This is a genomic window from Bradyrhizobium sp. CB82, from assembly GCF_029714405.1.
Classification (GTDB): domain Bacteria; phylum Pseudomonadota; class Alphaproteobacteria; order Rhizobiales; family Xanthobacteraceae; genus Bradyrhizobium.
The window spans coordinates 9,107,495-9,131,789 of record NZ_CP121650.1 but is presented as its reverse complement, the minus strand read 5'-3'; the positions used below and the strand labels follow the sequence as shown (position 1 = coordinate 9,131,789).

Here is a 24,295-nt window from a genome sequence, read left to right as displayed (position 1 = left end):
GGTGTCGTCCCGGATCTGCGCTCCGCTTCGCTACGCTTGTCCGGGACGACGATCGAGTATGCAAAGCGCGATCCTTCCCCTAACGGAATCGGTATCGTATGGTCGGCGCCAGATAATCAGGGTTCCTGCCCTTGCCGCCCGATCCTGTCGGGCCATCCGGACACACTCCATGCCTGATCCCGCCTGGTCGCTGCACTCCCGCCTGAAAGAGGACACCATCGATATCGGCGACCTGCCGCTGTCGAAAGTGCTGGTCATCAAGGATGCCCATTACCCCTGGCTCTTGCTGGTGCCGCGGCGCGCGGATGCGGTCGAGATCATCGATCTCGACGAGGTGCAGCAGGCGCAATTGATGACCGAGATCACGCGCGTCTCGCGTGCGCTGAAGGAAATCACCAAATGCGACAAGCTCAACGTCGCAGCGCTCGGCAACCTCGTGCCGCAGCTTCACGTCCACATCATTGCGCGCCGCACCAGCGACGCGGCGTGGCCGCGCCCGGTCTGGGGCGTGATGCCGCCCTTGGCGCATGATGCCGAGGAGGTGCAGAATTTCATCAGCGCGCTTCGTCGCAAGATCTGGTTGGGTTGAAAGAACGATTGGGTTGAAAGAACAATAATGTCAGCATTCGACTCGTTCCCACTGGGACAGCCGGCCTTCGTCAGCAACGCCCTCGATCGCGCGGCGCATCTGCGCCTCAATGACGAAAAACTGTTCGCGCTCGAGCAGAATCCGTCTTCGCGCGCTTATGTGATCTACCGCGACTCGCTCCTGGTGAAGCGCGAGGGCGAGCGCGTCCGCGCGCTGCTCTCGATCGACGAAGCCACCAAGTGCGGCGCCAATCCCGGCACGATCTTCTTAGGCTTGCGTGATGGCGCAGCGGTGTTCGGCATGGGCATGCCGCAGGCCGCGGCTGAAAAGCTGATCGGCCGAGAGGACTATGCCGTGACCGAATTGCGCGGCATGGCCATGCAGGGCGCCATCCCTCCGCAGGAGCTGTCCGCGATCGCGATGGCGAAGTCGATGGTCACCTGGCATCAGCGCCACGGCTATTGCGCCAATTGCGGTGCGCGCAGCGCGATGAAGGAAGGCGGCTGGAGGCGCGAGTGTCCTGCTTGCAAGGCCGAGCATTTTCCGCGCACCGATCCGGTCGTGATCATGCTGGTCGCCTCCGGCGACAAGTGCCTGCTCGGCCGCCAGAAGCAGTTTCCGCCGGGCATGTACTCATGCCTCGCCGGTTTCGTCGAGGCGGCCGAGACCATCGAGGATGCTGTGCGACGCGAGATCTTCGAGGAGTCCGGCATCCGCTGTACCGATGTGCAGTACTACATGACACAGCCCTGGCCCTATCCGTCGTCGCTGATGATCGGCTGTAGCGCGCGGGCGCTGACCGATGAGATCACGGTCGACCGCTCCGAGCTGGAGGACGCCCGCTGGTTCAGCCGCGACGAGGCACGGCTGATGCTGACGCGGACGCATCCGGACGGGCTTGCCGGTCCGCACCCCTTCGCCATCGCCCATCATCTGGTCGGCCGCTGGCTGCAGGGCGGGGACAAGAGCGGCGCTTAAGGCGGCTCAGCCCGATGTCTGCCAGAACCGCGCCGCGCATCCTCTGCATCGGCATCCCCGTGCGCGACCTCACCTTCCGCGTGGAGGGCGTGCCGCAGCATGGCGGCAAGGCGAACGCCACGCATCTGGAGGAGATCTGCGGCGGCAACGCGCTCAACGCCGCGATCGCCATCGCGCGGCTCGGCGGCCGCGCTGCGCTGGTCGGGCCGATGGGCGATGTACGGGAGACCTCGAGCGGCTTCATCCTCGAACGGATGGCGCGGGAGGGCATCGATGTGGGGCACGTCGTGCGAATGCCGGGCCTGACGACGCCGGTCTCGGCGATCATGATCGACGCGAGCGGCGAGCGCACCCTCGTCATCTATCGCGATCCCAAACTGTGGACGGTGAAGCTGCCTGATGCCGACGCGCTGCTCAGCGACTGCGACGCCATTTTGGTCGAGAGTCGCTGTGCCGAATTCACCATTCCCCTCTGCGCCGAGGCGCGACGCCGCGGCATTCCCGTGATCGCCGGCGTCGACCGCGCGATGTCGCAAGACGATGGCCTGCTTACGGCAGCCTCGCACGTCGTGTTTGCCAGCGCGCAGTTGCAGGAAACGGCCGGCGTCGCCGACGACGGTGGGGCCCTGAAGACGCTCGCGAGGCTGACGCCGGCATTCCTCGCCACCACCCGCGGCCCGAGTGGCACGATCTGGCTGAACGAGAGGGGCGAACTGGAGGAGATGGCGGCCTTTCCGGTCCATGCCGTGGATACGCTCGGGGCCGGCGACGTCTTCCATGGCGCCTTCACGCTTGGCCTCGCCGAAGGCCGGGACGCACGGGAGGCGCTGCGATTCGCCGCAGCCGCAGCGGCGCTGAAATGCACCCGTTTTGGCGGCGGCCTGGCCGCCCCGCAACGCGTTGAAGTTGAAGAGCTTTTTCGCGGAGGCTGATTGGTGCGGGCACCCTGCCGCGCGGAATATGGACTTGCTCTAGAAGATTTTTCTATATATGAGGGGTTTCGACCCCAAAAATGGAAAAAAGTTCCTCAAATGAGCGACCTTGCCGTCCAACTCCCAGAGACCAACCGCCGCCTCGACGCCATCGACCGCAAGATCCTGATGGTACTCCAGGAAGACGCCTCGCTGTCCGTCGCCGAGATCGGCGACCGGGTCGGTCTGTCCTCAACCCCCTGCTGGAAGCGTATCCAGCGCCTGGAGGGCGATGGGGTGATCCTCAAGCGGGTAGCGTTGGTCGACCAGAACAAGATCGGGCTCGGCATCTCCGTGTTCGTGTCGGTGGAGAGCGCCGACCATTCGGAGGCCTGGCTGAAGAAATTCGCCGAGGCCGTCAGCGCCATGCCCGAGGTGATGGAGTTCTACCGCATGGCCGGCGACGTCGATTACATGCTGCGCGTCGTGGTCGCGGACATGCACGCCTACGACGTCTTCTACAAGAAGCTGATCAGCGCGGTGCCGCTGAAGAACGTCACCTCGCGCTTTGCGATGGAGAAGATCAAGTCGGTCACCGCACTGCCGATCCCGACGGTGGTCGCGGCTTAGGTCTTACTACAGGAGCCGTCATCGCCCGGCTCGACCAGGCGATGCGGTACGCCGCGGCTTTTCAGCACACCGGCCGTCTCTGGAATACTGGATCACCCGCTTTCCGCGGGGAATGACGGCGGAGTGCGTGGTCGAGGCCGATGCGATTCGCGGCGCAGGAGATGCGGCGTGGATGGAGGAAGCCTACTCCTCCTTCTTCGACATCCGCTCGAGGCGCTCCTGCATGTCCTTCATTTGCTGGCGCAGCTCGTCGATGTTGTCGCTCTTTGGCGCCTCGCCATTGCCCTCCGGCTCGGGCTCCGGCGTCGTGGAGCGCTGCGGGGTCGCGAACGGCTTGAACATCGAGAAGGTCTGCTGAAACAGCTCCATGTTGCGTCGAACCTGCTCCTCCAGCGGAGCAAAGGGCGTGCCGGACAGGGTGTTGGCGAGTTGCTTGCGGAATTTCTCCTGCTCCTGGGTCAGCGTCGCGAGCGACTGCTCCAGATATTTCGGCACCACCATCTGCATGCTGTCGCCATAGAAGCGGATCAGCTGGCGCAGGAAGGTGGTGGGCAAGAGGTTCTGGCCGGCCTTGTTCTCCTGCTCGAAGATGATCTGGGCGAGCACCGAGCGGGTAATGTCGTCGCCGGTCTTGGCATCATAAACCAGGAAATCCTCGCCTTCCTTCACCATGGCGGCGAGATCTTCCAGCGTCACATAGGTGCTCGTTCCGGTATTGTAGAGCCGGCGGTTCGCGTATTTTTTGATGGTGGTGGGTTGGTCTGATTTCGCCATGGGCTCTCACTTGCAAACGCTGAGAACGGGAACCCGGCGGGCTATGCCGCAGGGCGGGAAGAGTACGCAACGCAACAAAATAAGCATTTTCAAAGGGCTCACGCTACCGTTTTGTGCGCCACGGTTAATTGCAGAGCAAAAACTTGCTTGCGAAAGCGCCAAGAACGCTGTTTTGAAATGCGCTGCGGCATGAATCTGGCGCCCGGCCGATTGACATGCCGCAACGACGTTAACAGGATGCCAGGCAAGACTGGCGAGCCCATTTCAACGGTTACGCCTGCCCTTCTCACCAAGAACCTCAAGCCCCAGGAGATGCCCATGTCAGACGATGTCGTCATCGTCAGCGCCGCCCGCACCCCGGTCGGAAGCTTCAACGGAGCCTTCGCGACCCTTCCCGCCCACGACCTCGGCGCCATCGCCATCAAGGCCGCGCTGGAGCGCGGTGGCATCGAGCCCGGCCGGGTCTCCGAAGTCATCATGGGCCAAATCCTGACAGCAGGTCAGGGCCAGAATCCGGCTCGCCAGGCTTCGATCATGGCCGGCATCCCCGTGGATAGCCCGGCCTGGGGCGTCAACCAGCTCTGCGGCTCGGGTCTGCGCTCGGTCGCGCTCGGCTATCAGGCGCTGGTCAACGGTGATTCCGACATCGTGGTCGCCGGCGGCCAGGAGTCGATGAGCATGGCCCAGCACGCCCAGCACCTGCGCGGCGGCGTCAAGATGGGTGCCCTCGAATTCGTCGACACCATGATCAAGGACGGCCTGTGGGATGCCTTCAACGGCTACCACATGGGCAACACCGCCGAGAACGTGGCCAAGCAATTTCAGATCACCCGCGCCCAGCAGGACGAGTTCGCGGTCGCTTCGCAGAACAAGGCGGAGGCCGCGCAGAAGGCCGGCAAGTTCAAGGACGAGATCGTTCCGGTCACCATCAAGACACGCAAGGGCGACGTGGTGGTCGACACCGACGAGTATCCGCGCCACGGCGCAACCCTCGATGCGATGGGCAAGCTGCGGCCGGCTTTCGAGAAGGACGGCACGGTGACGGCCGGCAACGCATCCGGCATCAATGACGGCGCGGCTGCCGTCGTGCTGATGACTGCCAAGCAGGCGGCCAAGGAAGGCAAGAAGCCGATCGCCCGAATCGTCTCCTGGGCCCATGCCGGCGTCGATCCGAAGATCATGGGCACCGGCCCGATCCCGGCCTCGCGTTTGGCGCTGAAGAAGGCTGGCTGGAACGTCGGCGATCTCGATCTGATCGAGGCCAACGAAGCCTTCGCGGCGCAGGCCTGCGCCGTCAACAAGGACCTCGGCTGGGATACCTCGAAGGTCAACGTCAACGGCGGTGCGATCGCGATCGGCCATCCGATCGGTGCCTCCGGCGCGCGCGTGCTGGTGACGTTGCTGCACGAGATGCAGAAGCGCGACGCCAAGAAGGGCCTTGCCACGCTGTGCATCGGCGGCGGCATGGGTATCGCCATGTGCGTAGCACGAGACTAAAGAGTGTGTTGCACGCGACTAAAAAGGGCAGCGGTTGCAAATCAAATATTCTTCGCAACCGCGTAAGCCTCGACTAAAGACAAACGCCCGGCTCACCGCCGGGCGTTTTGTTCTTGATGTCCGTCAATCCACCCGCATAATCCGTCAGTAAAAGCGTTCACTGACATCTGTAGAAGCGTCCAAGGAAACGTCGAGGGAAGGAATATAATATGGCACGTGTTGCATTGGTCACGGGTGGTACGCGAGGCATCGGTGCTGCGATCAGCAAGGCGCTGAAGGCGGCCGGCTACAAGGTCGCGGCGAGCTATGCCGGCAATGACGCGGCGGCGGAGAAGTTCAAGGCCGAGACCGGCATCAACGTCTACAAATGGGATGTCAGTTCCTTCGACGGCTGCGCCGAGGGCGTGAAGAAGGTCGAGGCCGAGGTCGGCCCGGTCGACGTGCTCGTCAACAATGCCGGCATCACCAAGGACGGTGCGTTCCACAAGATGAGCCTCGAGCAATGGAACGCCGTGATCGGCACCAACCTGGGCTCGCTGTTCAACATGTCGCGCCAGGTGATCGAGGGCATGCGTGCGCGCAAGTTCGGCCGCATCATCAACATCTCCTCCATCAACGGCCAGAAGGGCCAGTTCGGCCAGGTGAACTATTCCGCCGCAAAGGCCGGCGAGATCGGCTTCACCAAGGCGCTCGCGCTGGAGAACGCCAAGGGCGGCGTCACCGTCAACGCAATCTGCCCGGGCTACATCAACACCGAGATGGTGCAGGCGGTGCCGAAGGACGTGCTGGAGAAGTCGATCCTGCCGCTGATCCCGATCGGCCGTCTCGGCGAGCCCGAGGAGATCGCCCGCGCGGTGGTGTTCCTCGCAGCGGATGAGGCCGGCGCCATCACCGGCTCGACGCTGTCGGTCAACGGCGGCCAGTACATGGTGTGATGCGCAAGCATCACGCCCGATCATATCGATGACATCGTCGTGCCCGGGCGTGTCCCGGGCATCCATGCCTGTCCAGCCAGCCGCGGCAACGCGTGAATGACCGGACATCGGCGAGCGGAAGTGACGCCGTCCTTAGGACGGCTATGTCCGGCCATCCGCGATCGCCGCGATCCTGATCGACGGAGGCGGCCTGATCGCGGCCAAGGACATGGTGTTGCGGAAGCGGTGAGGATGCCTGCGAGCCTTTAGGGCTCCCAGCCCTTCGGCGCGAGCTCGAATTTTACGAATTCGAACGCCGGCGCCACGGTGCAGCCGACCAGCGTCCATTCGCCGGTGGTCTCGGCCATCTGCCAGGCTTGCGCCGGCACGATCGCCTGCGGCCGCTCGCCGTGCACGAGCCCCGTGCCGAGCCGGACCTCGTGCTGTGAGCAGCCATCATGGGCAATGCGCAGCGTCAAGGGACTGCCGGCATAATAGTGCCAGACCTCGACCGCATCGATGCGATGCCAGTGCGAGCGCTCGCCGCGCGCCAGCAGGAAATAGATCGAGGTCGAGCGTGAGCGTCCCTGGGCGTCGGTCGCCTGATCACGAAATGTCTCGCGGTAATGCCCGCCTTCGGGATGCGGTCTCAGCTCCAGGCGCGCGATGATCTCGGCTGCAGTCGGCATCGATCCCCGTCAGGACTTGTTCTTGCGTTCGCGCAATTCACCGAATATGGCGGCGGCGTCGGCGCCCTTCATGTGTAGCCTGGCTGCAACCGAGGGGTCATCGGCGCGCAGGAACACGTTTGCTCGCTTCTCATCACCAAGCAGTGAGGGAATCGTGGGCTTGTTCTCGGCGCGAAGCTTGGTCACCTCCGCCGCGCGGGCCTGAAGCGCCTGATTGTCCGGCTCAATGGTGAGCGCGAACTTGACGTTGGAGGCCGTGTATTCGTGGCCGCAATAGAGCTTGAAGTCATCGGGCAGCGACCGCAGCTTCAGGAGCGAATCCCACATCATCGGGTAGTTGCCTTCGAACACGCGACCGCAGCCGATCGAGAACAGCGTGTCGGCGGCGAACACCGTCTTCTCCGCGTCGAACACGTAGGAGATATGGTCGAGCGTATGACCGGGCGTCTCCAGCACGCGTGCAAGCAGGCTCCCGACCTTGACGACGTCGGCATTGACGACGCGCAGATCGACGTCGGCGATTTTCGTCGTCTTGTCGTGCGGCGCGACGACGCGGCAATTATATTTCTGCTTCAGCTCGGCGACGCCGCCGACGTGATCGCCGTGGTGATGGGTGATCAGGATGTCGGTGAGCGTCCAGCCCTCGCGCTCCAGCGCCTTGAGGATCGGCCCGGCTTCCGGCGCGTCGATCGAGGCGGTTGCCTTGGTTTCCTTATCGTGGATCAGATAACCGAAATTGTCGTTTAAACAGGTGAAAGTACGAATTTCGGCGGCCATGACATCTCCATCGCGCTCAGCCCCGTCAAACAGATATGGCGTTAACGTTGCGCAGGCAATGCAATATTCGGCGCGCGCAGGTTGCCGGGCGCATGTTACATTGCGGTCATGAGCATCGATGTCATTGATCTGCGTGACTTCTACTCGCGTCGCCTCGGGATCGTGGCGCGCCAATTGATCAATCGCGGGATCAAGGAACGCTGGCCGGGTGCCGAGGGGCAGCGGGTGCTCGGCATCGGCTATCCCACCCCCTATCTCGGCCTGTTCCGTGAGGACGCGGAGCGCTGCATTGCCTTCATGCCTGCAGCCCAGGGCGTGCTGAAATGGCCGACGGGCCGGCCCGCGCTGGCCTCGCTGGTCGATGAGCTCTCGCTGCCGTTGCCGGATGCCGCGGTCGACCGCATCCTCTTGGTCCATGCGCTCGAGATCTCTGACGACCCGGCGGCGCTGCTGCGTGAGGTCTGGCGGGTGCTGGCGCCGTCGGGCCGCGTCATTGCGGTGATCCCGAACCGGCGCGGGGTGTGGACCCGCACCGAGAACACGCCGTTCGGCCATGGCCGGCCGTATTCGCGGGCGCAGATCACCGACCTGTTGCGCCAGACCTGGTTCACGCCGACCGCCTGGGGCGAGGCGCTGTTCATGCCGCCCTATGCCGGCGGCTGGCTGTTGAAGTCGGCGCTGATGTGGGAGCGCGCGGGTGCCGCGCTGTCGCTGCCGTTTGCGGGCGTGCACATCGTGGAAGCGACCAAGCAGGTCTACCGCGTGATCCCGGCGAAACGCGAACGCGCGCGGCTGATCCCCTCGCTCAAGCCCGTGCTGGTGCCGTCCTCGACGACGGTGACGCGGAGCTGACGGCAAAACGCCCCGGACGGGCGGGGCGTTTTTCGTGTCGGATAAATCGAAGTGGGGGCCTTAAGGCTTACTCGCCGGGCGCGAGATCATCGCTCGAGGCGGCCGGCGCTGCCTCGCGGTCGGGGCGCGGGCCGTGTGGCCGGCGACGCCGCCGCGGATAGCGCTCACCGCCGCCGCCGCCTTCGAAGCCGCCCTGGCCGCCATTGGCCTGCGGCTGTGCACCGGTGATGAAGGAGGGCAGGCGATCGACGCTGCCGGCGTCCGCAATGACCGGCTGCGGTTGGTTCTGCGGTTGCGGCTGGGGTTGATATTGCGGCTGCGGACGGTGGTCGCGATCGCGATGCTCGCGCGGCTGCTGCTGGTCGCGTTGATAGGGCTGGCCCTCGCCACGGTGATGGTCACGCTGATGGTCGCGGTCGCGCACATACGGCTGCTGCTGGGGCTGCGGGACGAAGCCGGGCTCCTGGCCGAAATTGGAGAAGGTCTCGCCATCGTCATCACTGTCGTCGCTGACGACGACGACTTCTTCACCGCCGCGCGGCTGCTGCTGGTTCTGGCGGAATTGCTCCTGGGCTGCGGCAATCAGGCGGAAATAATGCTCGGCGTGCTGGTAGTAGTTCTCAGCCGCGACGGGGTCGCCGGAGGAGCGCGCGTCACGCGCGAGCTGGAGATATTTCTCGGCGATGTGCGAGGCGGTGCCGCGGATCTTGATGTCGGGTCCGTTGGACTCGTAAACCCGGGTCATCGGATTCTGGCCGCGCCGGTTATTGTTGTTGTTGTTGTTCCGGTTACGCATCCGCTGCTTGTTTTGACCGTTTCTCATGTCCTGCCTTTAATTCCAGCCCCTGAAAGGTTTGTACGCGTTACTGCTGTTGAGAGTGACCTAAATTGCTGCGGCGCAGGGTTGGCACACGCGCCGCGCGCAACTCGAATCCCTGCCCACGTCCCGGGCTCAAGTCCCGACCAAGGTCCCTGCCGATGTCGTTGACCTTCGCGTTCAACAAAGACGCGTTCCCCACCCGCCAGCGACCATCGCCGGCGAACCATTCATTCTGCCTGCCGAAACAAGCCCTGGTTTCTTGCGTAAATTTTCAAGCGCAATATCAGGCTTTCGTTCACTTTGCGGTCGGGAAGCGGCGCAGCTCCACGGACGGGCCATCGCGCTTAACAGGACCTGCGGCTTGGAACCTTCAATCCAGTGCAGCTCTCGCCTTGAGAGCCCGGCTTTCGCCCGTAGGTCTACGGGGCCGGCACCGATGTTTGACCGGAACGTAGTCGTTCCCACGGGATATTCCAAGAGGTTTTTGCAACCCAATCGGGCTTTTATGGGGGCATTTTTCGGGCCGACACGGCCCTCAAGACGCCCGCCAGATCAGCCTTGGGCGGCCTCTCCACCTCTAACGCCGCAGCCGCCATCAAGGTTTCAATGCCGCGTGCCTGACCTTGTCCGGCCTCAACCACCAGGGCGCCACCGGGGGCCAAAAGCTGGGCCGCCTGCGGGATCAGGGCGCGGTAGGCGTCGAAGCCGTCATTGCCGCCGTCGAGCGCAAGGCGCGGATCGTAGTCCCGGACCTCGACGCTCAAATTCGCGATGTCGCCGGAGGGAATGTAGGGCGGGTTCGACACGATCAGGTCGAACGGACCCGCGAGCGCGGCCGCGTAGTAGCAGGCGATGAAGGCGGAACGGTGGGCGAGGCCGAGCGCTGCGGCGTTACTCTTCGCGGTGCCGAGTGCGGTCAGGCTGACATCGGTGCCGACCCCGAACGCATCCGGAATCTCATGCAACAGCGCAAGCAGGATCGCGCCCGAACCCACGCCGATATCCGCGATCCGCGGCGGCCTCCCAGAGGCGGGATCGTCGCGAAAAATCTCCAGCGCCAGCGCGACGACCGTCTCGGTGTCGGGCCGCGGCACCAGCGTTGCGTCCGAGAGCTGAAAGGGGAGGCCCCAAAATTCCTTGGATCCGAGAATGCGCGCGACCGGTTCGCCCACGAGGCGCCGCTGGGCGTATCGTTCGAGCTGCGAGCTTTCCGCCGCGGTGAGGGGCCGGCCCGCCTGCGTGATCAGCCCGGTCAGATCGAGGCCCAGCACGGCTCCGACGAGCAGACGCGCCTCGATTTCGGCTTCGCCGATGGCGGCCGATCTCAGCCGCGCCGCCAAAACACGCCGCGTGCTCTCGATGCTGCTTCCGGGGACGAAATCTGCCACCGCTGGACCATCCTGCCTCGCAACGTGGATAGGACGATGGCCCTGCTTGCGTCAACGGAAGCGGTCGCGTTTGATCGCCGAAAATGCACGGTGACAGCCATGACGACCTATGACGATCAGAATGTCTTCGCAAAGGTTTTGCGCAGCGAAATTCCCTGTCTCAAGGTCTACGAGAACGACCGTGTCGGCGTCACCATGCCCATCAGGCTCTTCAACGTCGTGCTCTTGCCGGCGCTGTTGCGACCGAGCAGCGCGACAACCTCATGCCGCTCACCCGCTCCATCACGACGCCGAGCAGCATCACGAATAGCGATCCCGCGATCACCACAATGATGAACGAGTGAGTGTACTGAAAGGCGACGAAGCCGGCGTAGCCGCCGATCATGAACATCGCCCCATGCGCGAGGTTCAAGACGCCGAGCGTGCCGTAGATGATGGTCAGGCCGGAGCTGATCAGCGCGAGTAGCGCGCCGAGCGCGAGTCCGTTGAAGAGCTGGGAGATGAGATTGGGCCAACTGATCATGAATGCGTTTGCTTCCGAATCTCGGGGAACGATTCGCCGATCCGCAAAAGGCTGACGCCGCAGGCAGTGGCAACTGCCTGCGGCGTCACAGGGGGTCAACTCGGGTTCATGTGTATTCGCCGAGATGGCAGCCGAACGCATCCGGCTTCTGCATCAATTCGTCACTGGGACGATCTCGACGACTTCGCAATAGTCCTCCTTGTTCTTCATGTCCTTTTCCATCTTGCCCTTGACGATGATGACAGGACGGACGCACTGATGATCATCGGCGCGGTAGTGGACATCGCCGACGAAGGAGGGGATGGTCTCGCCCTTCTCATAGGCCTTGATGACGTCAGGCACCGGCGCCTGGTCCGATGAAGACGCTCAGCGCGCGCGCCCAGAACGTGCTCAAGGAGCTCGCGGGCGAGCAGCCGCCGAAGGGAAGCTGGTCGCCGTCACGCGAGCTGCTGCTGGCGCCGAGCGTCTTGCGGCCGCGCGCAATTGCGGACCGCACACGACACGCGAGATCATCGCCTGGGCGCAGGGCTGCGGCGTCACGATCAAGCCGACGATCCGGCCCGGCGGATCACTGTCGGAGATGTGGGCGCGGCTGATCGCCAATGCCTCCTCCGGCGCTCACCAGCGCCGAGATTGCTGGCGCGTTGCAGCGGTCGATCAGGCGGAGAAGCGTGCGCATCCCGATCGCGTTGCAGATCATCCTGGTGAAGATCCTGTCTCTCGAATTTCTCCAACGTCGAATAGGCGCGAATCGGCAGATCGACAGGCCGATAGCTGTGCATCCGCCGCGGCGGCCGCTTGGTTGCGGGCGGCCTTCCTTGCTAGCCTTCGTTTTGCCCGCGTTGCCGGGCGATGGCGAAGCAGCAGGCACGGCATGGGGCAGTCCAAGGGGAAGACAGGGCGTTCTAGGCGGGCCGCGCCCGCGCAGCGTTCGACCGGCCGCGCCATGCGCGATTCCGACTACGCAGCGCTCGCGCAATTCCGCTACCAGATGCGCAGCTTCCTCGCCTTCAGCGAGGCCGCCGCGGAACGCCAGGGATTGACGCCGCAGCAGCATCAGGCGCTGCTCGGCATCAAGGGCTTTGTCCGTCCGGGGCCCGCAACTGTGGGCGATGTCGCGCGATTTCTCCTGATCCGGCACCACTCCGCGGTCGAGCTGATGAACCGCATGGCGAAGCAAGGGCTGATCAGCCGGGTGGCCGACCCCGAAGATGCCCGGCGCGTCCATCTCAAGCTCACAAAAAAGGGCGAGCGGAAGCTCCAGGCGCTCTCGAGAAAGAATCTCGAAGAGCTTCGCCACGCCGCGAGCCCGGCCTTGAGCCGTCTGTTGAGGTCGTTTCGAAGCGCGCGCGAGTCCTGACCGGCGTCGTCGGTCAGGCCGCAGCACCCTGCGCCGCGAGCTGGGCGGCCTGGTGCTCCGTGGTCAGCGCGTCGATCAGCTCGCCCAGCGCTTCGCCGGCGATCACCTGCGGCAGCTTGTAGAGCGTCAGATTGATGCGGTGGTCGGTGACGCGCCCTTGCGGAAAGTTGTAGGTGCGGATGCGCTCGCTGCGGTCGCCGGAGCCGACCTTCTCCTTGCGGTCGGCCGAGCGCGCCGCTTCGACGCGCTGACGCTCGGCATCATAGATGCGCGAGCGCAGGATGTTCATCGCGGACGCCCGATTCTTGTGCTGCGAGCGGCTGTCCTGCATCATCACGACGATGCCGGTCGGAATGTGGGTGATGCGGATCGCCGATTCCGTCTTGTTGACGTGCTGGCCGCCCGCGCCCTGCGCGCGCATGGTCTCGATGCGCAGATCCTCGTTCTTGATGTCGACGTCGACGTCCTCGACCTCCGGCAGCACGGCGACGGTCGCGGCCGAGGTATGGATGCGCCCCTGGGTTTCGGTGTCGGGCACGCGCTGCACGCGGTGCACGCCGGATTCGAACTTCAACTTGGAGAATGCGCCGCGGCCCCGCACCTCGGCGATGATCTCCTTGTAGCCGCCCACAGTGCCTTCGCTCGCCGAGATCACCTCGACCTTCCAGCCCTGCAGAGCGGCAAAACGCTCGTACATCCGGAACAGGTCGCCGGCGAACAGCGAGGCCTCGTCGCCGCCGGTGCCGGCGCGGATTTCCAGCACCACGTTGCGGTCGTCCATGGCGTCCTTGGGCAGGAGGGCGACGCGGATCTTCTGCAGGAGATCCTCGATTCTGAGCGAAAGCTCATCGCGCTCGGCCTCCGCCATCGCGCGCATCTCGGCATCGGTCGCGGGATCGGCGATCAGCGCCTCGGTGTCGGCGAGCTCCTTCACCGCGGACCGATAGGTCTTCACCGCGTCGATCAGTGGGTTGATCTCGGCGAGCTCACGCGTGACCTGCACATAGCGCTCGGAGGAGAGCTGGCCGAGCGACTCGGCCTCGAGAGAGGCGTGATGTGCAAGAAGGACGTCCAATTTGGCTTCGGGGAGTGACGACATCGATCAGGTCTCAGGTGCAAAAAGGGGCGAGGCGGGGGGCGGCTTTCGGACCAGCCCGCTACAACGACAGCCCTTCGGCCTCGGCAAATTGCGTCAGCTTCTGCCGGATCGAGACGGTGCCGGCCGGCGCGTCCAGCAGCGGATCAATCATCGCGCCGGCCTTCTTGGCATCGAGGTCGAGGACCATCGCCTTCACCGGCCCGAGCGCGCTCGCCGACAGTGACAGCGAGCGGTAGCCCATCGCGATCAGCGCCAGCGCGCCGATCGGCTTGGACGCCATCTCGCCGCACAGCGAGACGGACTTCTGCGCGGCCTTGGATTTGCGCACGATCTCGCGCAGCACGCGCAGGTTCGGTGCCGACATGGTGTCGAAACGCTCCGAGACCTTGGCATTGCCGCGATCGACGGCGAACAGGAACTGGAACAAATCGTTGGAGCCGACCGAGATGAAGTCGACCTTCTTCAGGAGCTCGTCGAGCTGGTAGAGCAGCGCCGGCACCTCGACCATGGTGCCGATGTCGATGCGCTCCGGCAGCGTATGGCCGTGCTGGCGCAAATATGTCAGCTCGCGCTCGACCAGCGCCTTCGCCGAATCGAATTCGGCAACCTCGGATACCATCGGGAACATCACGCGCAGCGCCCGGCCACCGCCGGCGCGCAAGAGCGCGCGGATCTGGCCGCGCAGCAGGCCGGGGCGATCGAGGCCGAGCCGGATCGCGCGCCAGCCGAGCGCCGGATTCTCCTCGATCACCGCCTCCATATAGGGCAGCGCCTTGTCGCCGCCGATGTCGAGGGTGCGGAAGGTGACGGGCTTGGTGCCGGCCGCATCGAGCACGGTGCGGTAGAGCGCGAGCTGGTCGCTGGTGCGCGGCAGGCTCTGGCCGACCATGAATTGCAGCTCGGTGCGGAACAGGCCGATGCCGGCGCTGCCGGTGTCGTCGATATGCGGCAGGTCGATCGCAAGACCCGCGTTGATCATCAGTTCGACCGCCTCGCCGTCCTTGGTGATGCAGGGCCGGTCGCGCAGGGCCAGATACTGCGCCTGGCGGCGGGCGCGGAAACGCACGCGCTCCGCATAGGCCGCCTCGATCTCCTGCGAGGGCCGCACATAGATCGAGCCGGAGGTGCCGTCGACGATGATGGCGTCGCCGGGATCGGCGATACCCGGCGCGTTCGGCACCTCGCCGACCGCGGGGATGCCCAGCGCACGCGCCACGATCGAGACATGCGAGTTGGCGGTGCCTTCCTCCAGCACGATGCCGCGCAGCCGCTTGCGGTCGTAGTCGAGCAGCGCCGCCGGCCCCATCGCGCGCGCGATGACGATGGCATTGTCGGGCAATTGCTCGCGCGAAGGCGCGTGATCCTGGCCGACGAGATGCCGCATCAACCGATAGCCGAGGTCTTCGAGATCGTGCAGCCGGTCGCGCAAATAGGGATCGGTGGAGCGCAGCATGCGCGCGCGGGTGTCGGACTGGACGCGCTCGACGGCGGCCTCCGCGGTGAGGCCCGTCGCCACCGCCTCGTGCAGCTTGTGCGACCAGCCCTGGTCGTTGGCGAACATGCGGTAGGCTTCGAGCACGTCGCGGTGCTCGCCGCCCTCGGCGACATCGCCGCGCTCCAGCATGCGGTCGAGGTCGGAGCGCAGCTTGGCGAGCGCGGTGTCGAGCCGCTTGATCTCCTTCGGCAGATCCTCGGCGATGTAATCCTTGATGACGACGCGCGGCTCGTGCAGCACGACGTGGCCGAGCGCGATGCCTTCGGACAGGATGGCGCCGACCTTCTGCATGGAGTGGCGCGCTGCCGGCTCGAGGCCGGGCTGGGCCAGCGCCGACAGTTCACCGGAGGCGATAAGTTCCGCCAGCACCATGGCGGTGGTCTGCAGCGCCTCCAGTTCCTCCTCGACATAGGTGCGCTTGGCGCGGTTCTGCACCACCAGCACGCCGAGCGTGTTGCCGGCACGCAGGATCGGCACGCCGAGGAAGGAGTGATAAATCTCTTCGCCGGTCTCGGGACGGAACGAGAAGGCGGGGTGGCTCTGGGCGTCGCTGAGGTTGAGCGGGGTGGCCTCGCTGGCGACCAGGCCGACCAGGCCCTCATGGGCGCTCAGCACGGTATGGTGCACCGCCTCGCGGTTGAGGCCTTCGGTGGCGTAGAGCTCGAGAGTGTTGTCGACACGCAGCACATAGACCGAGCAGACCTCGGCCACCATGTTGGCGGCGATCAGCACCACGATCTTGTCCAGCCGCTCCTGGGCCGAGACCTGCTCCGCCATGGTTTCGCGGAGCCGTCTCAACAAGACGCGGGGACCTCCCGACGCGCTCCGCATGTGCCGTCAATCTCCTCCATCTGCCTGGCCCGGCGGGGATAGCCGGCGGCTGGCCCAAAACTCCAGAAAAACAACAAATTTGCTCGTCCGGCGTCGACGCAAGCCCAAATCTTCCTCGACTTGGCGCTTGTGCCGAGTCAGCACCGCCTGGACTGGGGCACAGTCTGCGGCAGCCCACCCTGTTCGCCGTATAGCGAATTGAGGCTTGTTTTGCCAAGCAAAACGCCTGCCAAACGCGAAGGTGTGTACACCTTCGCGTTTGCTGCGGCCGCTAACAGAAAATTCGTCTAAACCTGATCGAGACCGTAGAGCGTGTGCAGGGTCCGCACCGCGAGCTCGGTATAGGCGGTGTCGATCAAAACCGAGAATTTGATCTCGGAGGTTGTGATGGCGCGGATGTTGATATTCCGCGCCGCGAGCGCGGCAAACGCCTGGGCGGCAACGCCCGCATGGCTGCGCATGCCGCTGCCGATCACGGAGATTTTTGCAACGTCGGTGGCGCTGTCGAGTCGCGCATAGCCGATCTTGCCCTTGGCGGCGGTGATCGTCTCCCTGGCGCGGGCGTAGTCGGCCGCGGGCACCGTGAAGGTCAGGTCGGTGGTCTTGCCGTCCTCGGAGACGTTCTGCACGATCATGTCGACGTTGATGTTGGCGTCCGCGAGCGGCCCGAAGATCGAGGCGGCGACACCCGGCTTGTCCTCGATCTGACGCACCGAGATCTGGGCCTCGTCCTTGGAGAAGGCGATGCCGGTGACGACGTGGTTTTCCATGATCTCCTCCTCGCTGCAGATCAGCGTGCCGGGCGGCTGGTTGGCATGCGGGTCGACGTCCTCGGGCTTGTCGAAGCTCGAACGGACGAAGATCGGCATGTTATGGACCATGCCGAGTTCCACCGAGCGGACCTGGAGCACCTTGGCGCCCTGGGACGCCAGTTCCAGCATGTCCTCGAACGCGATCTTGTCGAGCCGGCGCGCCTTCGGCACGATGCGCGGGTCGGTGGTGTAGACGCCATCGACATCCGTGTAGATGTCGCAGCGATCCGCCTTGACGGCGGCGGCGATGGCGACCGCCGACGTGTCGGAGCCGCCGCGGCCGAGCGTGGTGATTCGGCCGGTCTCGGGATTGATGCCCTGGAAGCCGGCGATGACCGCGACCTCTTTCCGCTCCTTGAAGCGGTTGATGATCTCGTTGCCGTCGATGTCCTCGATGCGGGCCGAGGCATGGGCGTCGCTGGTCTTGATCGGGATCTGCCAGCCCTGCCAGGAGCGGGCCTGGATGCCCAAGCTCTGGAGCACGATGGCCAGCAAGCCCGACGTCACCTGCTCGCCGGAGGCGACCACAGCGTCGTATTCGCGCGCATCGTGCATGGGGGAGGCTTCGGTGCACCAGGCGACCAGCTCGTTGGTCTTGCCGGACATCGCCGAGACCACCACGGCAACCTCATGCCCGGCGTCGACCTCGCGCTTCACATGGCGTGCGACGTTGCGGATACGTTCGATATTGGCGACGGACGTGCCGCCGAATTTCATCACGAGGCGGCTCATGACGACGCGTGCATTCCCTCTTGAGGATCAGTATGGTGGCCCGCGCTGGACGGGCGGCCACCGACCCGCGCGTATACAGAGCGGCGAGGCCGGGGGCAAGTCGGTTCCTGACGGACCCGCCGGGGCGGGGAATGGGTTAATCGAGGTTATGGCGCGTTATATCGACGAGATCCTGCAGCCCGGCGAGAAGGTGCTGTATTCGACCAATGCGCACTGGATCTTCTATTTCCCGGCGATTGTGGGCTGGATCGTGGCCTTGGTCCTGCTTCTGATGTCCCGGCAGACGACCAGCGAGGGCCTCGTGTTGCTATGCCTCACGGCTTCCGCCCTGGTGGCGCTGGGTGCCCTCTATTGGACGATCAAGGGCTGGTTCCACCGTTTCACCACCGAGACCGACGTGACCAATTTCAGGGTTGTGCATAAGACCGGGTTCATCACCCGAAAGACCTTTGAAATGAGCCTCGACAAGGTCGAGAGTGTCGATGTCGACCAGAGCATACTGGGCCGCATCTTGAACTACGGCGATGTGACGATCCGCGGCGTGGGCGAGGGGGTCGAGAAGATCGAAACCATCTCGTCTCCACTCGCCTTCCGCAATTCGATCACCGTGCGGTAGGACGGCGCGTTTCCATGAGCATGCAGCAGAATAGTTCCGCCGCCACGATTGTTAGCCAGGCCTCGACCGTCGACGCCGGCGAGGTCGCCAAGTTCTCGAAACTCTCCGCCGAGTGGTGGGACCCCAACGGCAAGATGGCCCCGCTGCACAAGATCAATCCGCTGCGGCTCGGCTATATCCGCGACGCCGCCTGCCGCAAGTTCGAACGCAACGTGCGCAGCCTCAACTGCCTCGGAGGCCTGCGCGTGCTCGACATCGGCTGTGGCGCGGGCCTGCTCTGCGAGCCGCTGTCGCGGCTCGGGGCGCAGGTCATCGGCATCGATCCGTCGGCGAGCAACATCGCGGCCGCAAAGCTGCATGCCGGCCGGGGGCATCTGTCGATCGACTACCGCTGCACCACGGTCGAGGAGGTCGATCCGCGCGAGCGCTTCGACATCGTGCTGGCGATGGAGGTGGTGGAGCACGTCACCGACGTCAGCGTCTTCCTGAGCCGCTGCGCCGCGATGCTGAAGCCGAACGGGCTGATGGTGGTCTCGACGTTGAACCGCAACTGGAAGAGCTTTGCGCTCGCCATCGTCGGCGCTGAATACGTACTGCGCTGGTTGCCGCGCGGCACCCATGAGTGGAACAAGTTCGTCACCCCCGACGAGCTCGCCAAATATCTGCTCGACAACCGCCTCGTCATCACCGAGCAGACCGGCGTCGTCTACTCACCCTTCGCCGACAGATGGAGCCTCTCCTCCGATATGGATGTGAACTACATGGTCGTGGCGGAAGGGATGGTGTGAGGGGGCGCTTCGCTTGTCCAGGATGACGGCGGAGTTTGTGACGCGAGCATCGCTCCCATGACATCCCTGCGGTTGACCGGGCGGGTCGCAGCTTGCAACTTGGCCGCAATCTTCCCCGCATCACCGCTTCCGCCCATGCTCACCGTCACCAGCCTCTGGATTCCCTTCACCGTCATTGCTGCGCTCGGGCAGGTGGCGCGCAATGCGATGCAGCGGTCGCTCACGAAGCCGCTGGGAACCTGGGGCGCGACCAACATCCGCTTCCTGTTCGGTTTCCCGTTCTCGGTGCTGTTCTTAGCCCTTGTGCTGGTCGTTTCCGGCGATCATCTCAGCGTGCCGTCATCCGTGTTCTGGCCGTGGCTGCTGCTCGGCGCGCTCAGCCAGATCGTCGCCACCGGATTGATGCTGCTGGCCATGAACGACCGTTCCTTCGTGGTGACGACGGCTTACCTGAAGACCGAAGCAATCCAGACCGCGATCTTCGGCTTCGTCTTCCTTGGCGATCACCTGACCTTGCTCAAGGTGCTGGCGATCGTGATCGCGACCGTCGGCGTCGTCATCACAGCGCTCAGGCCGGGTGGCGAGAAGAGCTTTGCCGAATTGAAGCCGACCATCATCGGCCTCGTCGCGGCGGCTGCGTTTGCGCTGTCAGCCGTCGGCTTCCGCGGCGCCATCATCACGGTGCCCGGCGTCTCCTTCGTGACGGCGTCCTCGTTCACGCTGGTGCTCGGCCTGTTCGTGCAGACTCTGATCCTGACGGTCTACCTGCTCTGGCGCGCACCAAAGATCTTGCAGGCGATCCTCGGTCTCTGGAAGCCGTCGCTGCTCGCCGGCTTCATGGGCGCCTTCGCCTCGCAGTTCTGGTTCCTGTCGTTCGCGCTGACGGCCGCCGCCAATGTTCGCACGCTCGCGCTGATCGAGGTGCTGTTCGCGCAGGGGGTGGCCTATTACTCGTTCAAGCAGCCGGCCTCGCCGCGGGAGCTCGCAGGAATCGTGCTGATCGTGATCGGCGTCGCGGTGCTGGTGGGCGCCTAAACTAAAGCGCGATGAGGTTAGGACGAAACGTCATCGCGCTTCAGGTTCTTGTTTGCGCATGATCTCCGCGCAAACGCGTTCCGCGTTTGTCGCGAGGGAATACCGCGTCACACTTTTCCGGATCATGCTTTAGTTCCGGTCTTCCGGCAACACCGGCAGCGGCGACACCTCGATGCCTTCGTCGATCAGCGCCTTGGCCTCGTCGGGCGAGGCCTCGCCGTAGATCGGGCGGTGCTCCTTGTCGCCATAATGCATGGCGCGGGCTTCATTCGGGAAGCGCTCGCCGACATTGTCGGCATGCTTCACGATGTGATCGCGGAGTTCCTTCAGCTTGGCGCGCAGCTCGCGCTCCTGCGCCAACATCAGCGACGTCGGTGTCTGCTGCGCGGCCTCTGTCGTGGCCGGTGGCGTGGTTGGCTCGGGCGCGGCGCGCTCGCGCCCCTTCTTGCCGACGACGCGCGGCGCCATGATCGCCTTGTCGACTTTGGCGGAGCCGCAGATCGGGCAGGTCACGAGCTTGCGCTTGACCTGCTGATCGTAAGCCGACGAACTCTGGAACCAGCTTTCGAACGCGTGGTTCTGCTCGCAGCGGAGCGCATAGCGGATCATGCCGATCCCCGTACCAGATGCAGATGATCAGGGCCGGCCTTCGGATCAGCGACGCCGAAGCGGCGGCCGTGTTGCAGCGACGGAATCGCCCGGCGCGCCGTCTCGACCTTGGCCGGATCGATCTTGGCCATGATGATGCCGGGCTCGACATCGCCCTCGGCGAGGATCTCGCCCCAGGGATCGATGATGAGCGAGTGACCAAAAGTCTCGCGCTTGTTCTCGTGCAGGCCGGCCTGCGCCGCGGCAAACACGAAGCAGCCGGTCTCGATCGCGCGCGAGCGCAGCAGCACGTGCCAATGCGCCTCGCCGGTCTTGCGGGTGAAGGCGGAAGGCACGGTGATGAACGACGCGCCGGCTTCGGCGAGCGCGCGATACAGCGCGGGGAAGCGCACGTCGTAGCAGATCGTGAGCCCGACGCGGCCCCAGGGAAGGTCGGAGATCACCGCCGTCTCGCCCGGCTGGTAGTTGGCGGATTCGCGATAGCTCTCGCCGTCCGGCAGCTCGATGTCGAACATGTGGATCTTGTCGTAGCTCGCCAGCAGATTGCCGTCGGGCCCGATCAGGAAGGAGCGGTTGACCGCCTTCTCCGGCGAATAGCGCAGCGCCAGCGAGCCGACATGCAGATGGATCTTCAACTCTGCGGCGAGCGCGCGATAGGCTTTCAGCGATTTGTCGTCCTCTTCGCTGGCGAGGTGCTCGAACAGCGCCTTGCGGTTCAGCTGCATCATGTTGCTGACTTCGGGAGTCTGCACATAGTCCGCGCCGTTTTCCGCCGCCTTTCGAATCAGCTTGCTCGCCTGCTCGAAACTCGGTTCAGGCAGAAGGCCGGTGCGCATCTGCACCATGGCGGCGGTGAAAGTTCGATCTTGAGCTTGATACTGGCTCATGAGACGGCCTTGACGCTTTCGAGCAGTGCATCGAGCTTGCCTTCGCGATCGAGCGAATAGAGCTCGTCGCAGCCGCCGACATGCTTCTCGCCGATCCAGATCTGCGGGAACGTCGAGCCCGAGCCGGCGCGGTCGTACATCTCCTGGCGCCATGACGGGTTCTTGGCGATGTCGAACTCGGTGAAGGCGGCTTTCTTCCGGGTCAACAGCGACCTGGCCGCGGAACAATAGCCGCAGCCCGGCCGGGTGTAGATTTCGACAGCAGCAGTCATGTCGGATGGCGCTCTCGTTTCATGAATTGATTGAATTATATGGGACGTGACCCGGTCTCCACAACCCGGGCAAAGACCAGTGCGTCGACCCGCGCGGCCTTGGCGCGGAGCAAGGCCCGGGCACAGGCATCCAGTGTCGCGCCGGAGGTCAAGACGTCATCAATGAGGACAATGCGTCGGCCCTGCACCTCGGCTTGGTGGTCGGCAGATACCTGGAATGCGCCCTGCACATTGGTGGCGCGCTGGGCGCGCGACAGCCCGATCTGCTGCTCGGTGGCGCGGACCCGGCGCAACACGTCGCCTCTCAGCCTGACTCCAGCCTGCCGCTCGATCACGCGGGCCAGCGCGCCCGACTGGTTGTAGCGGCGGCGCCAGGCCCGCCGCCAATGCAGGGGCACCGGGATCAGCATGTCTGCCTCGCCGAGCAACTCGCGCCCCGCGCGCGCCATCCAGCGGCCCATGGCCGGCGCAAGATCGGTGCGGTCCTGGTACTTCAGCGAATGCACCAGCGTGCTCGCGACGTCGTCGTAGCGTACCGCGGCGCGCGCCCGATGATAGGCGGGCGGGCTCGCGATCGCCTCCATCGACAGCATCTCGGGGCCGGGATCGTAGACGAAGGGGATTCCGAGCCGCGGGCAATAGGGTGGGGCGATGAACGACAGCTTCGCCCAGCAGGCCGCACACACGCCCTCGCCATCGACCGGCTCGCGGCAGGACACACACAAGGTCGGCAGCGCAATGTCGAGCGCGAGCTTCGCCGCGCGCGACAGCATACGCTGGCCAGCCGAGAGCGTCCCACGCCAATGGGTGGAGATGGAACGGGACGGGACGGTTTCGGCTTTCATCTGGCAAGGCTAGCGCTACGCGACAATCCACTCAAGTTGCTCAATCTCGTGCCCCGGACGCAGTGCGGCGCCACAAGCCGCGTGTACGCGCGTCTTCGACGCGCTATGGCGCTGCGGCGCGTCACTTCGTGCCGCACCGCGTCCGCGACACGAGAGAGGAGATTGCCAGAGCCCTCGAGATCGGCGTAACCAGCGGCATGGCGCAAAATCCGCAAATCCCGCCCGCCCTGTTCAATCGCGCGCTGCTGCACATGCGGCAGCGGCGTGCGCGCGTGCAGGGGCCCGTCAGCTTCCTGCTCGACCGCGTCGACGAGGACATGGCCGATCGGCTGGCCGCGGTGATGCGCGAATTTAGCGCCGTGGCGGATCTCTGGACCCCTGGCGAGGGGCTGTCGGCGCTGCGCCCGCGCTTCGGCAACGTGCGACGGATCGAGCTCGATGCGGCGGGCCAGGAGAAGCTGCCGCTGGCGCCGGAAAGCCACGATCTCGTGGTGTCCGCGCTGGCCCTGCAATTTGTCAACGATTTGCCGGGCGTGTTCGCGCAAATCCGTCGTGCGTTGAAGCCGGATGGTCTCCTGCTCGCCGCGATGATCGGCGGCGACAGCCTGACCGAGCTGCGCCAGGCCTTTGCCACGGCCGAGGCCGAATGCGAGGGCGGCGTGTCGCCGCGCGTCGCACCGTTCGCCGATCTGCGCGACATCGGCGCGCTGTTGCAGCGGGCGGGCTTTGCGCTGCCGGTCACCGATGTCGATCGCATCGTGGTGCGCTACGACCACGCCTTTGCCCTGATGCAGGATCTGCGCCGTATGGGCGCAGCCAACGTGCTGATCGAGCGGCGGCGCACGCCGACGCGGCGCGCGACCATGCTGCGGATGGCCGAGATCTATGCGGAGCGCTTTGCCGATCCGGACGGCCGCATCCGTGCGACTTTCGACATCATCTGGCTCTCCGGCTGGGCGCCGCATGCGAGCCAGCAGCAGCCGCTCAAGCCCGGCTCGGCCAAGGTGAGCCTTGCGGAGGCGGTGAAGAAGGCGGGGAAGACGTAAGACCCTCATGGTGAGGAGGCGCGTCAGCGCCGTCTTGAACCATGCAGGCCCCTATGTGGCCCATCCTTCGAGACGACCGCTTCGCGGTCTCATCAGGATGAGGTGTTCTCCTGGGTCACATCAGCAAATCGATCAAATGCGGGATCAGCGGAATGTCCGCCGGCGGCATCGGATAGTCGCGCAGCTTGTTGGCGCGGACCCAGGCGAGGGTCTGGCCTTCGCGTGCCGTCACGGTGCCTTCCCAACGGCGGCAGATGTAGAGCGGCATCAACAGGTGGAACGTCTCGTAGGCGTGGCTCGCGAAGGTCAGTGGTGCCAGGCACGGCTCGCTGACGGTGATGCCGAGCTCCTCGTGCAACTCGCGGATGAGGCTCTGCTCCGGCCGCTCGCCGGGCTCGAGCTTGCCGCCGGGAAACTCCCAGAGGCCGGCGAGCGTTTTGCCCTCGGGGCGCTGCGCGATCAGGACGCGCTTGTCGGCGTCAACGAGAGCGCAGGCCACCACCAATGTCAGTTTGAGTTCGGCCAT

26 protein-coding genes and 4 pseudogenes are annotated in these 24,295 nt (G+C 64.8%); 13 read left to right on the top strand and 17 right to left on the bottom strand.

Annotation, left to right across the window (positions count from 1 at the left end; genetic code table 11):
• Positions 1–169: 169 nt before the first annotated feature.
• The 4 genes from QA640_RS43215 to QA640_RS43200 all read left to right on the top strand — a co-directional run bounded on the left by QA640_RS43215 (position 170) and on the right by QA640_RS43200 (position 3,108).
• Entirely contained in the window at positions 170–589 is a 420-nt protein-coding gene (locus QA640_RS43215) for an HIT family protein (RefSeq protein WP_027520822.1), read from the top strand.
• A 27-nt stretch (positions 590–616) separates the two neighbouring features.
• The gene (gene nudC, locus QA640_RS43210) at positions 617–1,567 is read left to right on the top strand and encodes an NAD(+) diphosphatase (RefSeq protein WP_283038680.1); all 951 of its coding nucleotides are present in this window, start codon (positions 617–619) and stop codon (positions 1,565–1,567) included.
• Between the two features lie 14 nt (positions 1,568–1,581).
• Entirely contained in the window at positions 1,582–2,499 is a 918-nt protein-coding gene (locus QA640_RS43205; RefSeq protein WP_283038679.1) for a PfkB family carbohydrate kinase, read from the top strand.
• A 99-nt stretch (positions 2,500–2,598) separates the two neighbouring features.
• Positions 2,599–3,108, top strand: a complete 510-nt coding sequence (locus QA640_RS43200) for an Lrp/AsnC family transcriptional regulator (protein ID WP_283038678.1) — start codon at positions 2,599–2,601, stop codon at positions 3,106–3,108.
• A 183-nt stretch (positions 3,109–3,291) separates the two neighbouring features.
• Here QA640_RS43200 and phaR read toward each other — a convergent pair whose 3' ends face one another.
• Positions 3,292–3,882 (bottom strand): polyhydroxyalkanoate synthesis repressor PhaR, encoded by a 591-nt coding sequence (gene phaR, locus QA640_RS43195; RefSeq protein WP_283038677.1) that lies wholly within the window; start codon positions 3,880–3,882, stop codon positions 3,292–3,294.
• Positions 3,883–4,200: 318 nt separating this feature from the next.
• Here phaR and QA640_RS43190 point away from each other — a divergent pair, with 318 nt between their 5' ends.
• Together QA640_RS43190 and phbB are read left to right on the top strand one after the other, a co-directional pair.
• Positions 4,201–5,379 carry an acetyl-CoA C-acetyltransferase gene (locus QA640_RS43190; protein WP_283038676.1) on the top strand — a complete coding sequence of 393 codons (1,179 nt, stop codon included), beginning with the start codon at positions 4,201–4,203 and terminating at the stop codon, positions 5,377–5,379.
• Positions 5,380–5,588: 209 nt separating this feature from the next.
• Complete coding sequence (gene phbB, locus QA640_RS43185; RefSeq protein WP_283038675.1) at positions 5,589–6,314, top strand: acetoacetyl-CoA reductase; 726 nt, start codon at positions 5,589–5,591, stop codon at positions 6,312–6,314.
• Positions 6,315–6,559: 245 nt separating this feature from the next.
• On the opposite strand, the gene QA640_RS43180 is transcribed toward phbB, so the two are convergent.
• Together QA640_RS43180 and gloB are read right to left on the bottom strand one after the other, a co-directional pair.
• Positions 6,560–6,982, bottom strand: a complete 423-nt coding sequence (locus QA640_RS43180; RefSeq protein WP_283038674.1) for a cupin domain-containing protein — start codon at positions 6,980–6,982, stop codon at positions 6,560–6,562.
• Positions 6,983–6,991: 9 nt separating this feature from the next.
• Entirely contained in the window at positions 6,992–7,759 is a 768-nt protein-coding gene (gene gloB / locus QA640_RS43175; protein WP_283038673.1) for a hydroxyacylglutathione hydrolase, read from the bottom strand.
• A 108-nt stretch (positions 7,760–7,867) separates the two neighbouring features.
• On the opposite strand from gloB, the gene QA640_RS43170 reads away from it, so the two are divergent.
• The gene (locus QA640_RS43170) at positions 7,868–8,611 is read left to right on the top strand and encodes a methyltransferase domain-containing protein (protein WP_283038672.1); all 744 of its coding nucleotides are present in this window, start codon (positions 7,868–7,870) and stop codon (positions 8,609–8,611) included.
• Between the two features lie 67 nt (positions 8,612–8,678).
• On the opposite strand, the gene QA640_RS43165 is transcribed toward QA640_RS43170, so the two are convergent.
• Both QA640_RS43165 and prmC read right to left on the bottom strand, forming a co-directional pair.
• Positions 8,679–9,434 carry a DUF4167 domain-containing protein gene (locus QA640_RS43165; RefSeq protein ID WP_283038671.1) on the bottom strand — a complete coding sequence of 252 codons (756 nt, stop codon included), beginning with the start codon at positions 9,432–9,434 and terminating at the stop codon, positions 8,679–8,681.
• Between the two features lie 500 nt (positions 9,435–9,934).
• Positions 9,935–10,771: a peptide chain release factor N(5)-glutamine methyltransferase gene (prmC, locus tag QA640_RS43160; protein ID WP_283038670.1), complete on the bottom strand. Its 837-nt coding sequence runs from the start codon at positions 10,769–10,771 to the stop codon at positions 9,935–9,937.
• A 147-nt stretch (positions 10,772–10,918) separates the two neighbouring features.
• On the opposite strand from prmC, the pseudogene QA640_RS43155 reads away from it, so the two are divergent.
• A pseudogene (locus QA640_RS43155) lies at positions 10,919–11,005 on the top strand (HIT family protein); the annotation flags it as partial.
• Here QA640_RS43155 and QA640_RS43150 read toward each other — a convergent pair.
• The 4 genes and pseudogenes from QA640_RS43150 to QA640_RS43135 form a co-directional block, all read right to left on the bottom strand.
• Positions 11,005–11,133: pseudogene (locus QA640_RS43150) on the bottom strand (ATP-binding cassette domain-containing protein); the annotation flags it as partial. The pseudogenes QA640_RS43155 and QA640_RS43150 overlap by 1 nt on opposite strands.
• Positions 11,091–11,342: pseudogene (locus QA640_RS43145) on the bottom strand (branched-chain amino acid ABC transporter permease); the annotation flags it as partial. The pseudogenes QA640_RS43145 and QA640_RS43150, both read right to left, overlap by 43 nt.
• A gap of 106 nt (positions 11,343–11,448) precedes the next feature.
• Positions 11,449–11,681 (bottom strand): annotated as a pseudogene (locus QA640_RS43140) (branched-chain amino acid ABC transporter substrate-binding protein); the annotation flags it as partial.
• Positions 11,677–11,838 carry a hypothetical protein gene (locus tag QA640_RS43135; protein ID WP_283038669.1) on the bottom strand — a complete coding sequence of 54 codons (162 nt, stop codon included), beginning with the start codon at positions 11,836–11,838 and terminating at the stop codon, positions 11,677–11,679. The pseudogene QA640_RS43140 and the gene QA640_RS43135, both read right to left, overlap by 5 nt.
• A 378-nt stretch (positions 11,839–12,216) precedes the next feature.
• On the opposite strand from QA640_RS43135, the gene QA640_RS43130 reads away from it, so the two are divergent.
• Positions 12,217–12,702, top strand: a complete 486-nt coding sequence (locus QA640_RS43130) for a MarR family transcriptional regulator (RefSeq protein WP_283038668.1) — start codon at positions 12,217–12,219, stop codon at positions 12,700–12,702.
• A gap of 13 nt (positions 12,703–12,715) precedes the next feature.
• Here the strand turns inward: QA640_RS43130 and prfA are convergent, their stop codons facing one another.
• From prfA to QA640_RS43115, 3 genes are all read right to left on the bottom strand, one after another.
• Complete coding sequence (gene prfA / locus QA640_RS43125; protein WP_283038667.1) at positions 12,716–13,801, bottom strand: peptide chain release factor 1; 1,086 nt, start codon at positions 13,799–13,801, stop codon at positions 12,716–12,718.
• Between the two features lie 58 nt (positions 13,802–13,859).
• Entirely contained in the window at positions 13,860–16,127 is a 2,268-nt protein-coding gene (ptsP, locus tag QA640_RS43120) for a phosphoenolpyruvate--protein phosphotransferase (protein WP_283038666.1), read from the bottom strand.
• Positions 16,128–16,414: 287 nt separating this feature from the next.
• Positions 16,415–17,671, bottom strand: a complete 1,257-nt coding sequence (locus QA640_RS43115) for an aspartate kinase (RefSeq protein WP_283038665.1) — start codon at positions 17,669–17,671, stop codon at positions 16,415–16,417.
• Positions 17,672–17,819: 148 nt separating this feature from the next.
• Here QA640_RS43115 and QA640_RS43110 point away from each other — a divergent pair, with 148 nt between their 5' ends.
• From QA640_RS43110 to QA640_RS43100, 3 genes are all read left to right on the top strand, one after another.
• Positions 17,820–18,287: a PH domain-containing protein gene (locus tag QA640_RS43110; protein WP_283043061.1), complete on the top strand. Its 468-nt coding sequence runs from the start codon at positions 17,820–17,822 to the stop codon at positions 18,285–18,287.
• A gap of 14 nt (positions 18,288–18,301) precedes the next feature.
• On the top strand, positions 18,302–19,075 hold the full coding sequence (gene ubiG / locus QA640_RS43105; RefSeq protein WP_283038664.1) for a bifunctional 2-polyprenyl-6-hydroxyphenol methylase/3-demethylubiquinol 3-O-methyltransferase UbiG: 774 nt from the start codon (positions 18,302–18,304) through the stop codon (positions 19,073–19,075).
• Positions 19,076–19,210: 135 nt separating this feature from the next.
• The gene (locus QA640_RS43100) at positions 19,211–20,110 is read left to right on the top strand and encodes an EamA family transporter (RefSeq protein WP_283038663.1); all 900 of its coding nucleotides are present in this window, start codon (positions 19,211–19,213) and stop codon (positions 20,108–20,110) included.
• Positions 20,111–20,239: 129 nt separating this feature from the next.
• On the opposite strand, the gene QA640_RS43095 is transcribed toward QA640_RS43100, so the two are convergent.
• From QA640_RS43095 to QA640_RS43080, 4 genes are read right to left on the bottom strand one after another with little or no spacing between them, the layout of a single operon-like run.
• Complete coding sequence (locus QA640_RS43095; protein ID WP_283038662.1) at positions 20,240–20,719, bottom strand: DUF1178 family protein; 480 nt, start codon at positions 20,717–20,719, stop codon at positions 20,240–20,242.
• A complete protein-coding gene (locus tag QA640_RS43090) occupies positions 20,716–21,606 on the bottom strand; it encodes a carbon-nitrogen hydrolase family protein (protein WP_283038661.1) in 891 nt (296 codons plus the stop codon). The genes QA640_RS43095 and QA640_RS43090 overlap by 4 nt, the downstream gene beginning before the upstream one ends.
• The gene (gene grxC, locus QA640_RS43085; protein ID WP_283038660.1) at positions 21,603–21,878 is read right to left on the bottom strand and encodes a glutaredoxin 3; all 276 of its coding nucleotides are present in this window, start codon (positions 21,876–21,878) and stop codon (positions 21,603–21,605) included. Before grxC ends, QA640_RS43090 begins: the two co-directional genes overlap by 4 nt.
• A gap of 35 nt (positions 21,879–21,913) precedes the next feature.
• Positions 21,914–22,723, bottom strand: a complete 810-nt coding sequence (locus tag QA640_RS43080) for a ComF family protein (RefSeq protein ID WP_283038659.1) — start codon at positions 22,721–22,723, stop codon at positions 21,914–21,916.
• A 197-nt stretch (positions 22,724–22,920) separates the two neighbouring features.
• Here QA640_RS43080 and QA640_RS43075 point away from each other — a divergent pair, with 197 nt between their 5' ends.
• A complete protein-coding gene (locus tag QA640_RS43075; RefSeq protein ID WP_283043060.1) occupies positions 22,921–23,769 on the top strand; it encodes a methyltransferase domain-containing protein in 849 nt (282 codons plus the stop codon).
• 115 nt (positions 23,770–23,884) lie between these two features.
• Here the strand turns inward: QA640_RS43075 and QA640_RS43070 are convergent, their stop codons facing one another.
• Positions 23,885–24,295: a (deoxy)nucleoside triphosphate pyrophosphohydrolase gene (locus QA640_RS43070; RefSeq protein WP_283038658.1), complete on the bottom strand. Its 411-nt coding sequence runs from the start codon at positions 24,293–24,295 to the stop codon at positions 23,885–23,887.

Excerpts from the sequence above, each read along its gene's own strand:
- QA640_RS43215 (WP_027520822.1), top strand. The coding sequence starts at position 170 with ATGCCTGATCCCGCCTGGTCGCTGCACTCCCGCCTGAAAGAGGACACC.
- nudC (WP_283038680.1), top strand. The coding sequence starts at position 617 with ATGTCAGCATTCGACTCGTTCCCACTGGGACAGCCGGCCTTCGTCAGC.
- QA640_RS43205 (WP_283038679.1), top strand. The coding sequence starts at position 1,582 with ATGTCTGCCAGAACCGCGCCGCGCATCCTCTGCATCGGCATCCCCGTG.
- QA640_RS43200 (WP_283038678.1), top strand. The coding sequence starts at position 2,599 with ATGAGCGACCTTGCCGTCCAACTCCCAGAGACCAACCGCCGCCTCGAC.
- phaR (WP_283038677.1), bottom strand. The coding sequence starts at position 3,882 with ATGGCGAAATCAGACCAACCCACCACCATCAAAAAATACGCGAACCGC.
- QA640_RS43190 (WP_283038676.1), top strand. The coding sequence starts at position 4,201 with ATGTCAGACGATGTCGTCATCGTCAGCGCCGCCCGCACCCCGGTCGGA.
- phbB (WP_283038675.1), top strand. The coding sequence starts at position 5,589 with ATGGCACGTGTTGCATTGGTCACGGGTGGTACGCGAGGCATCGGTGCT.
- QA640_RS43180 (WP_283038674.1), bottom strand. The coding sequence starts at position 6,982 with ATGCCGACTGCAGCCGAGATCATCGCGCGCCTGGAGCTGAGACCGCAT.
- gloB (WP_283038673.1), bottom strand. The coding sequence starts at position 7,759 with ATGGCCGCCGAAATTCGTACTTTCACCTGTTTAAACGACAATTTCGGT.
- QA640_RS43170 (WP_283038672.1), top strand. The coding sequence starts at position 7,868 with ATGAGCATCGATGTCATTGATCTGCGTGACTTCTACTCGCGTCGCCTC.
- QA640_RS43165 (WP_283038671.1), bottom strand. The coding sequence starts at position 9,434 with ATGAGAAACGGTCAAAACAAGCAGCGGATGCGTAACCGGAACAACAAC.
- QA640_RS43130 (WP_283038668.1), top strand. The coding sequence starts at position 12,217 with ATGGGGCAGTCCAAGGGGAAGACAGGGCGTTCTAGGCGGGCCGCGCCC.
- prfA (WP_283038667.1), bottom strand. The coding sequence starts at position 13,801 with ATGTCGTCACTCCCCGAAGCCAAATTGGACGTCCTTCTTGCACATCAC.
- ptsP (WP_283038666.1), bottom strand. The coding sequence starts at position 16,127 with ATGCGGAGCGCGTCGGGAGGTCCCCGCGTCTTGTTGAGACGGCTCCGC.
- QA640_RS43115 (WP_283038665.1), bottom strand. The coding sequence starts at position 17,671 with ATGAGCCGCCTCGTGATGAAATTCGGCGGCACGTCCGTCGCCAATATC.
- QA640_RS43110 (WP_283043061.1), top strand. The coding sequence starts at position 17,820 with ATGGCGCGTTATATCGACGAGATCCTGCAGCCCGGCGAGAAGGTGCTG.
- ubiG (WP_283038664.1), top strand. The coding sequence starts at position 18,302 with ATGAGCATGCAGCAGAATAGTTCCGCCGCCACGATTGTTAGCCAGGCC.
- QA640_RS43100 (WP_283038663.1), top strand. The coding sequence starts at position 19,211 with ATGCTCACCGTCACCAGCCTCTGGATTCCCTTCACCGTCATTGCTGCG.
- QA640_RS43095 (WP_283038662.1), bottom strand. The coding sequence starts at position 20,719 with ATGATCCGCTATGCGCTCCGCTGCGAGCAGAACCACGCGTTCGAAAGC.
- QA640_RS43090 (WP_283038661.1), bottom strand. The coding sequence starts at position 21,606 with ATGAGCCAGTATCAAGCTCAAGATCGAACTTTCACCGCCGCCATGGTG.
- grxC (WP_283038660.1), bottom strand. The coding sequence starts at position 21,878 with ATGACTGCTGCTGTCGAAATCTACACCCGGCCGGGCTGCGGCTATTGT.
- QA640_RS43080 (WP_283038659.1), bottom strand. The coding sequence starts at position 22,723 with ATGAAAGCCGAAACCGTCCCGTCCCGTTCCATCTCCACCCATTGGCGT.
- QA640_RS43075 (WP_283043060.1), top strand. The coding sequence starts at position 22,921 with ATGGCGCAAAATCCGCAAATCCCGCCCGCCCTGTTCAATCGCGCGCTG.
- QA640_RS43070 (WP_283038658.1), bottom strand. The coding sequence starts at position 24,295 with ATGGCCGAACTCAAACTGACATTGGTGGTGGCCTGCGCTCTCGTTGAC.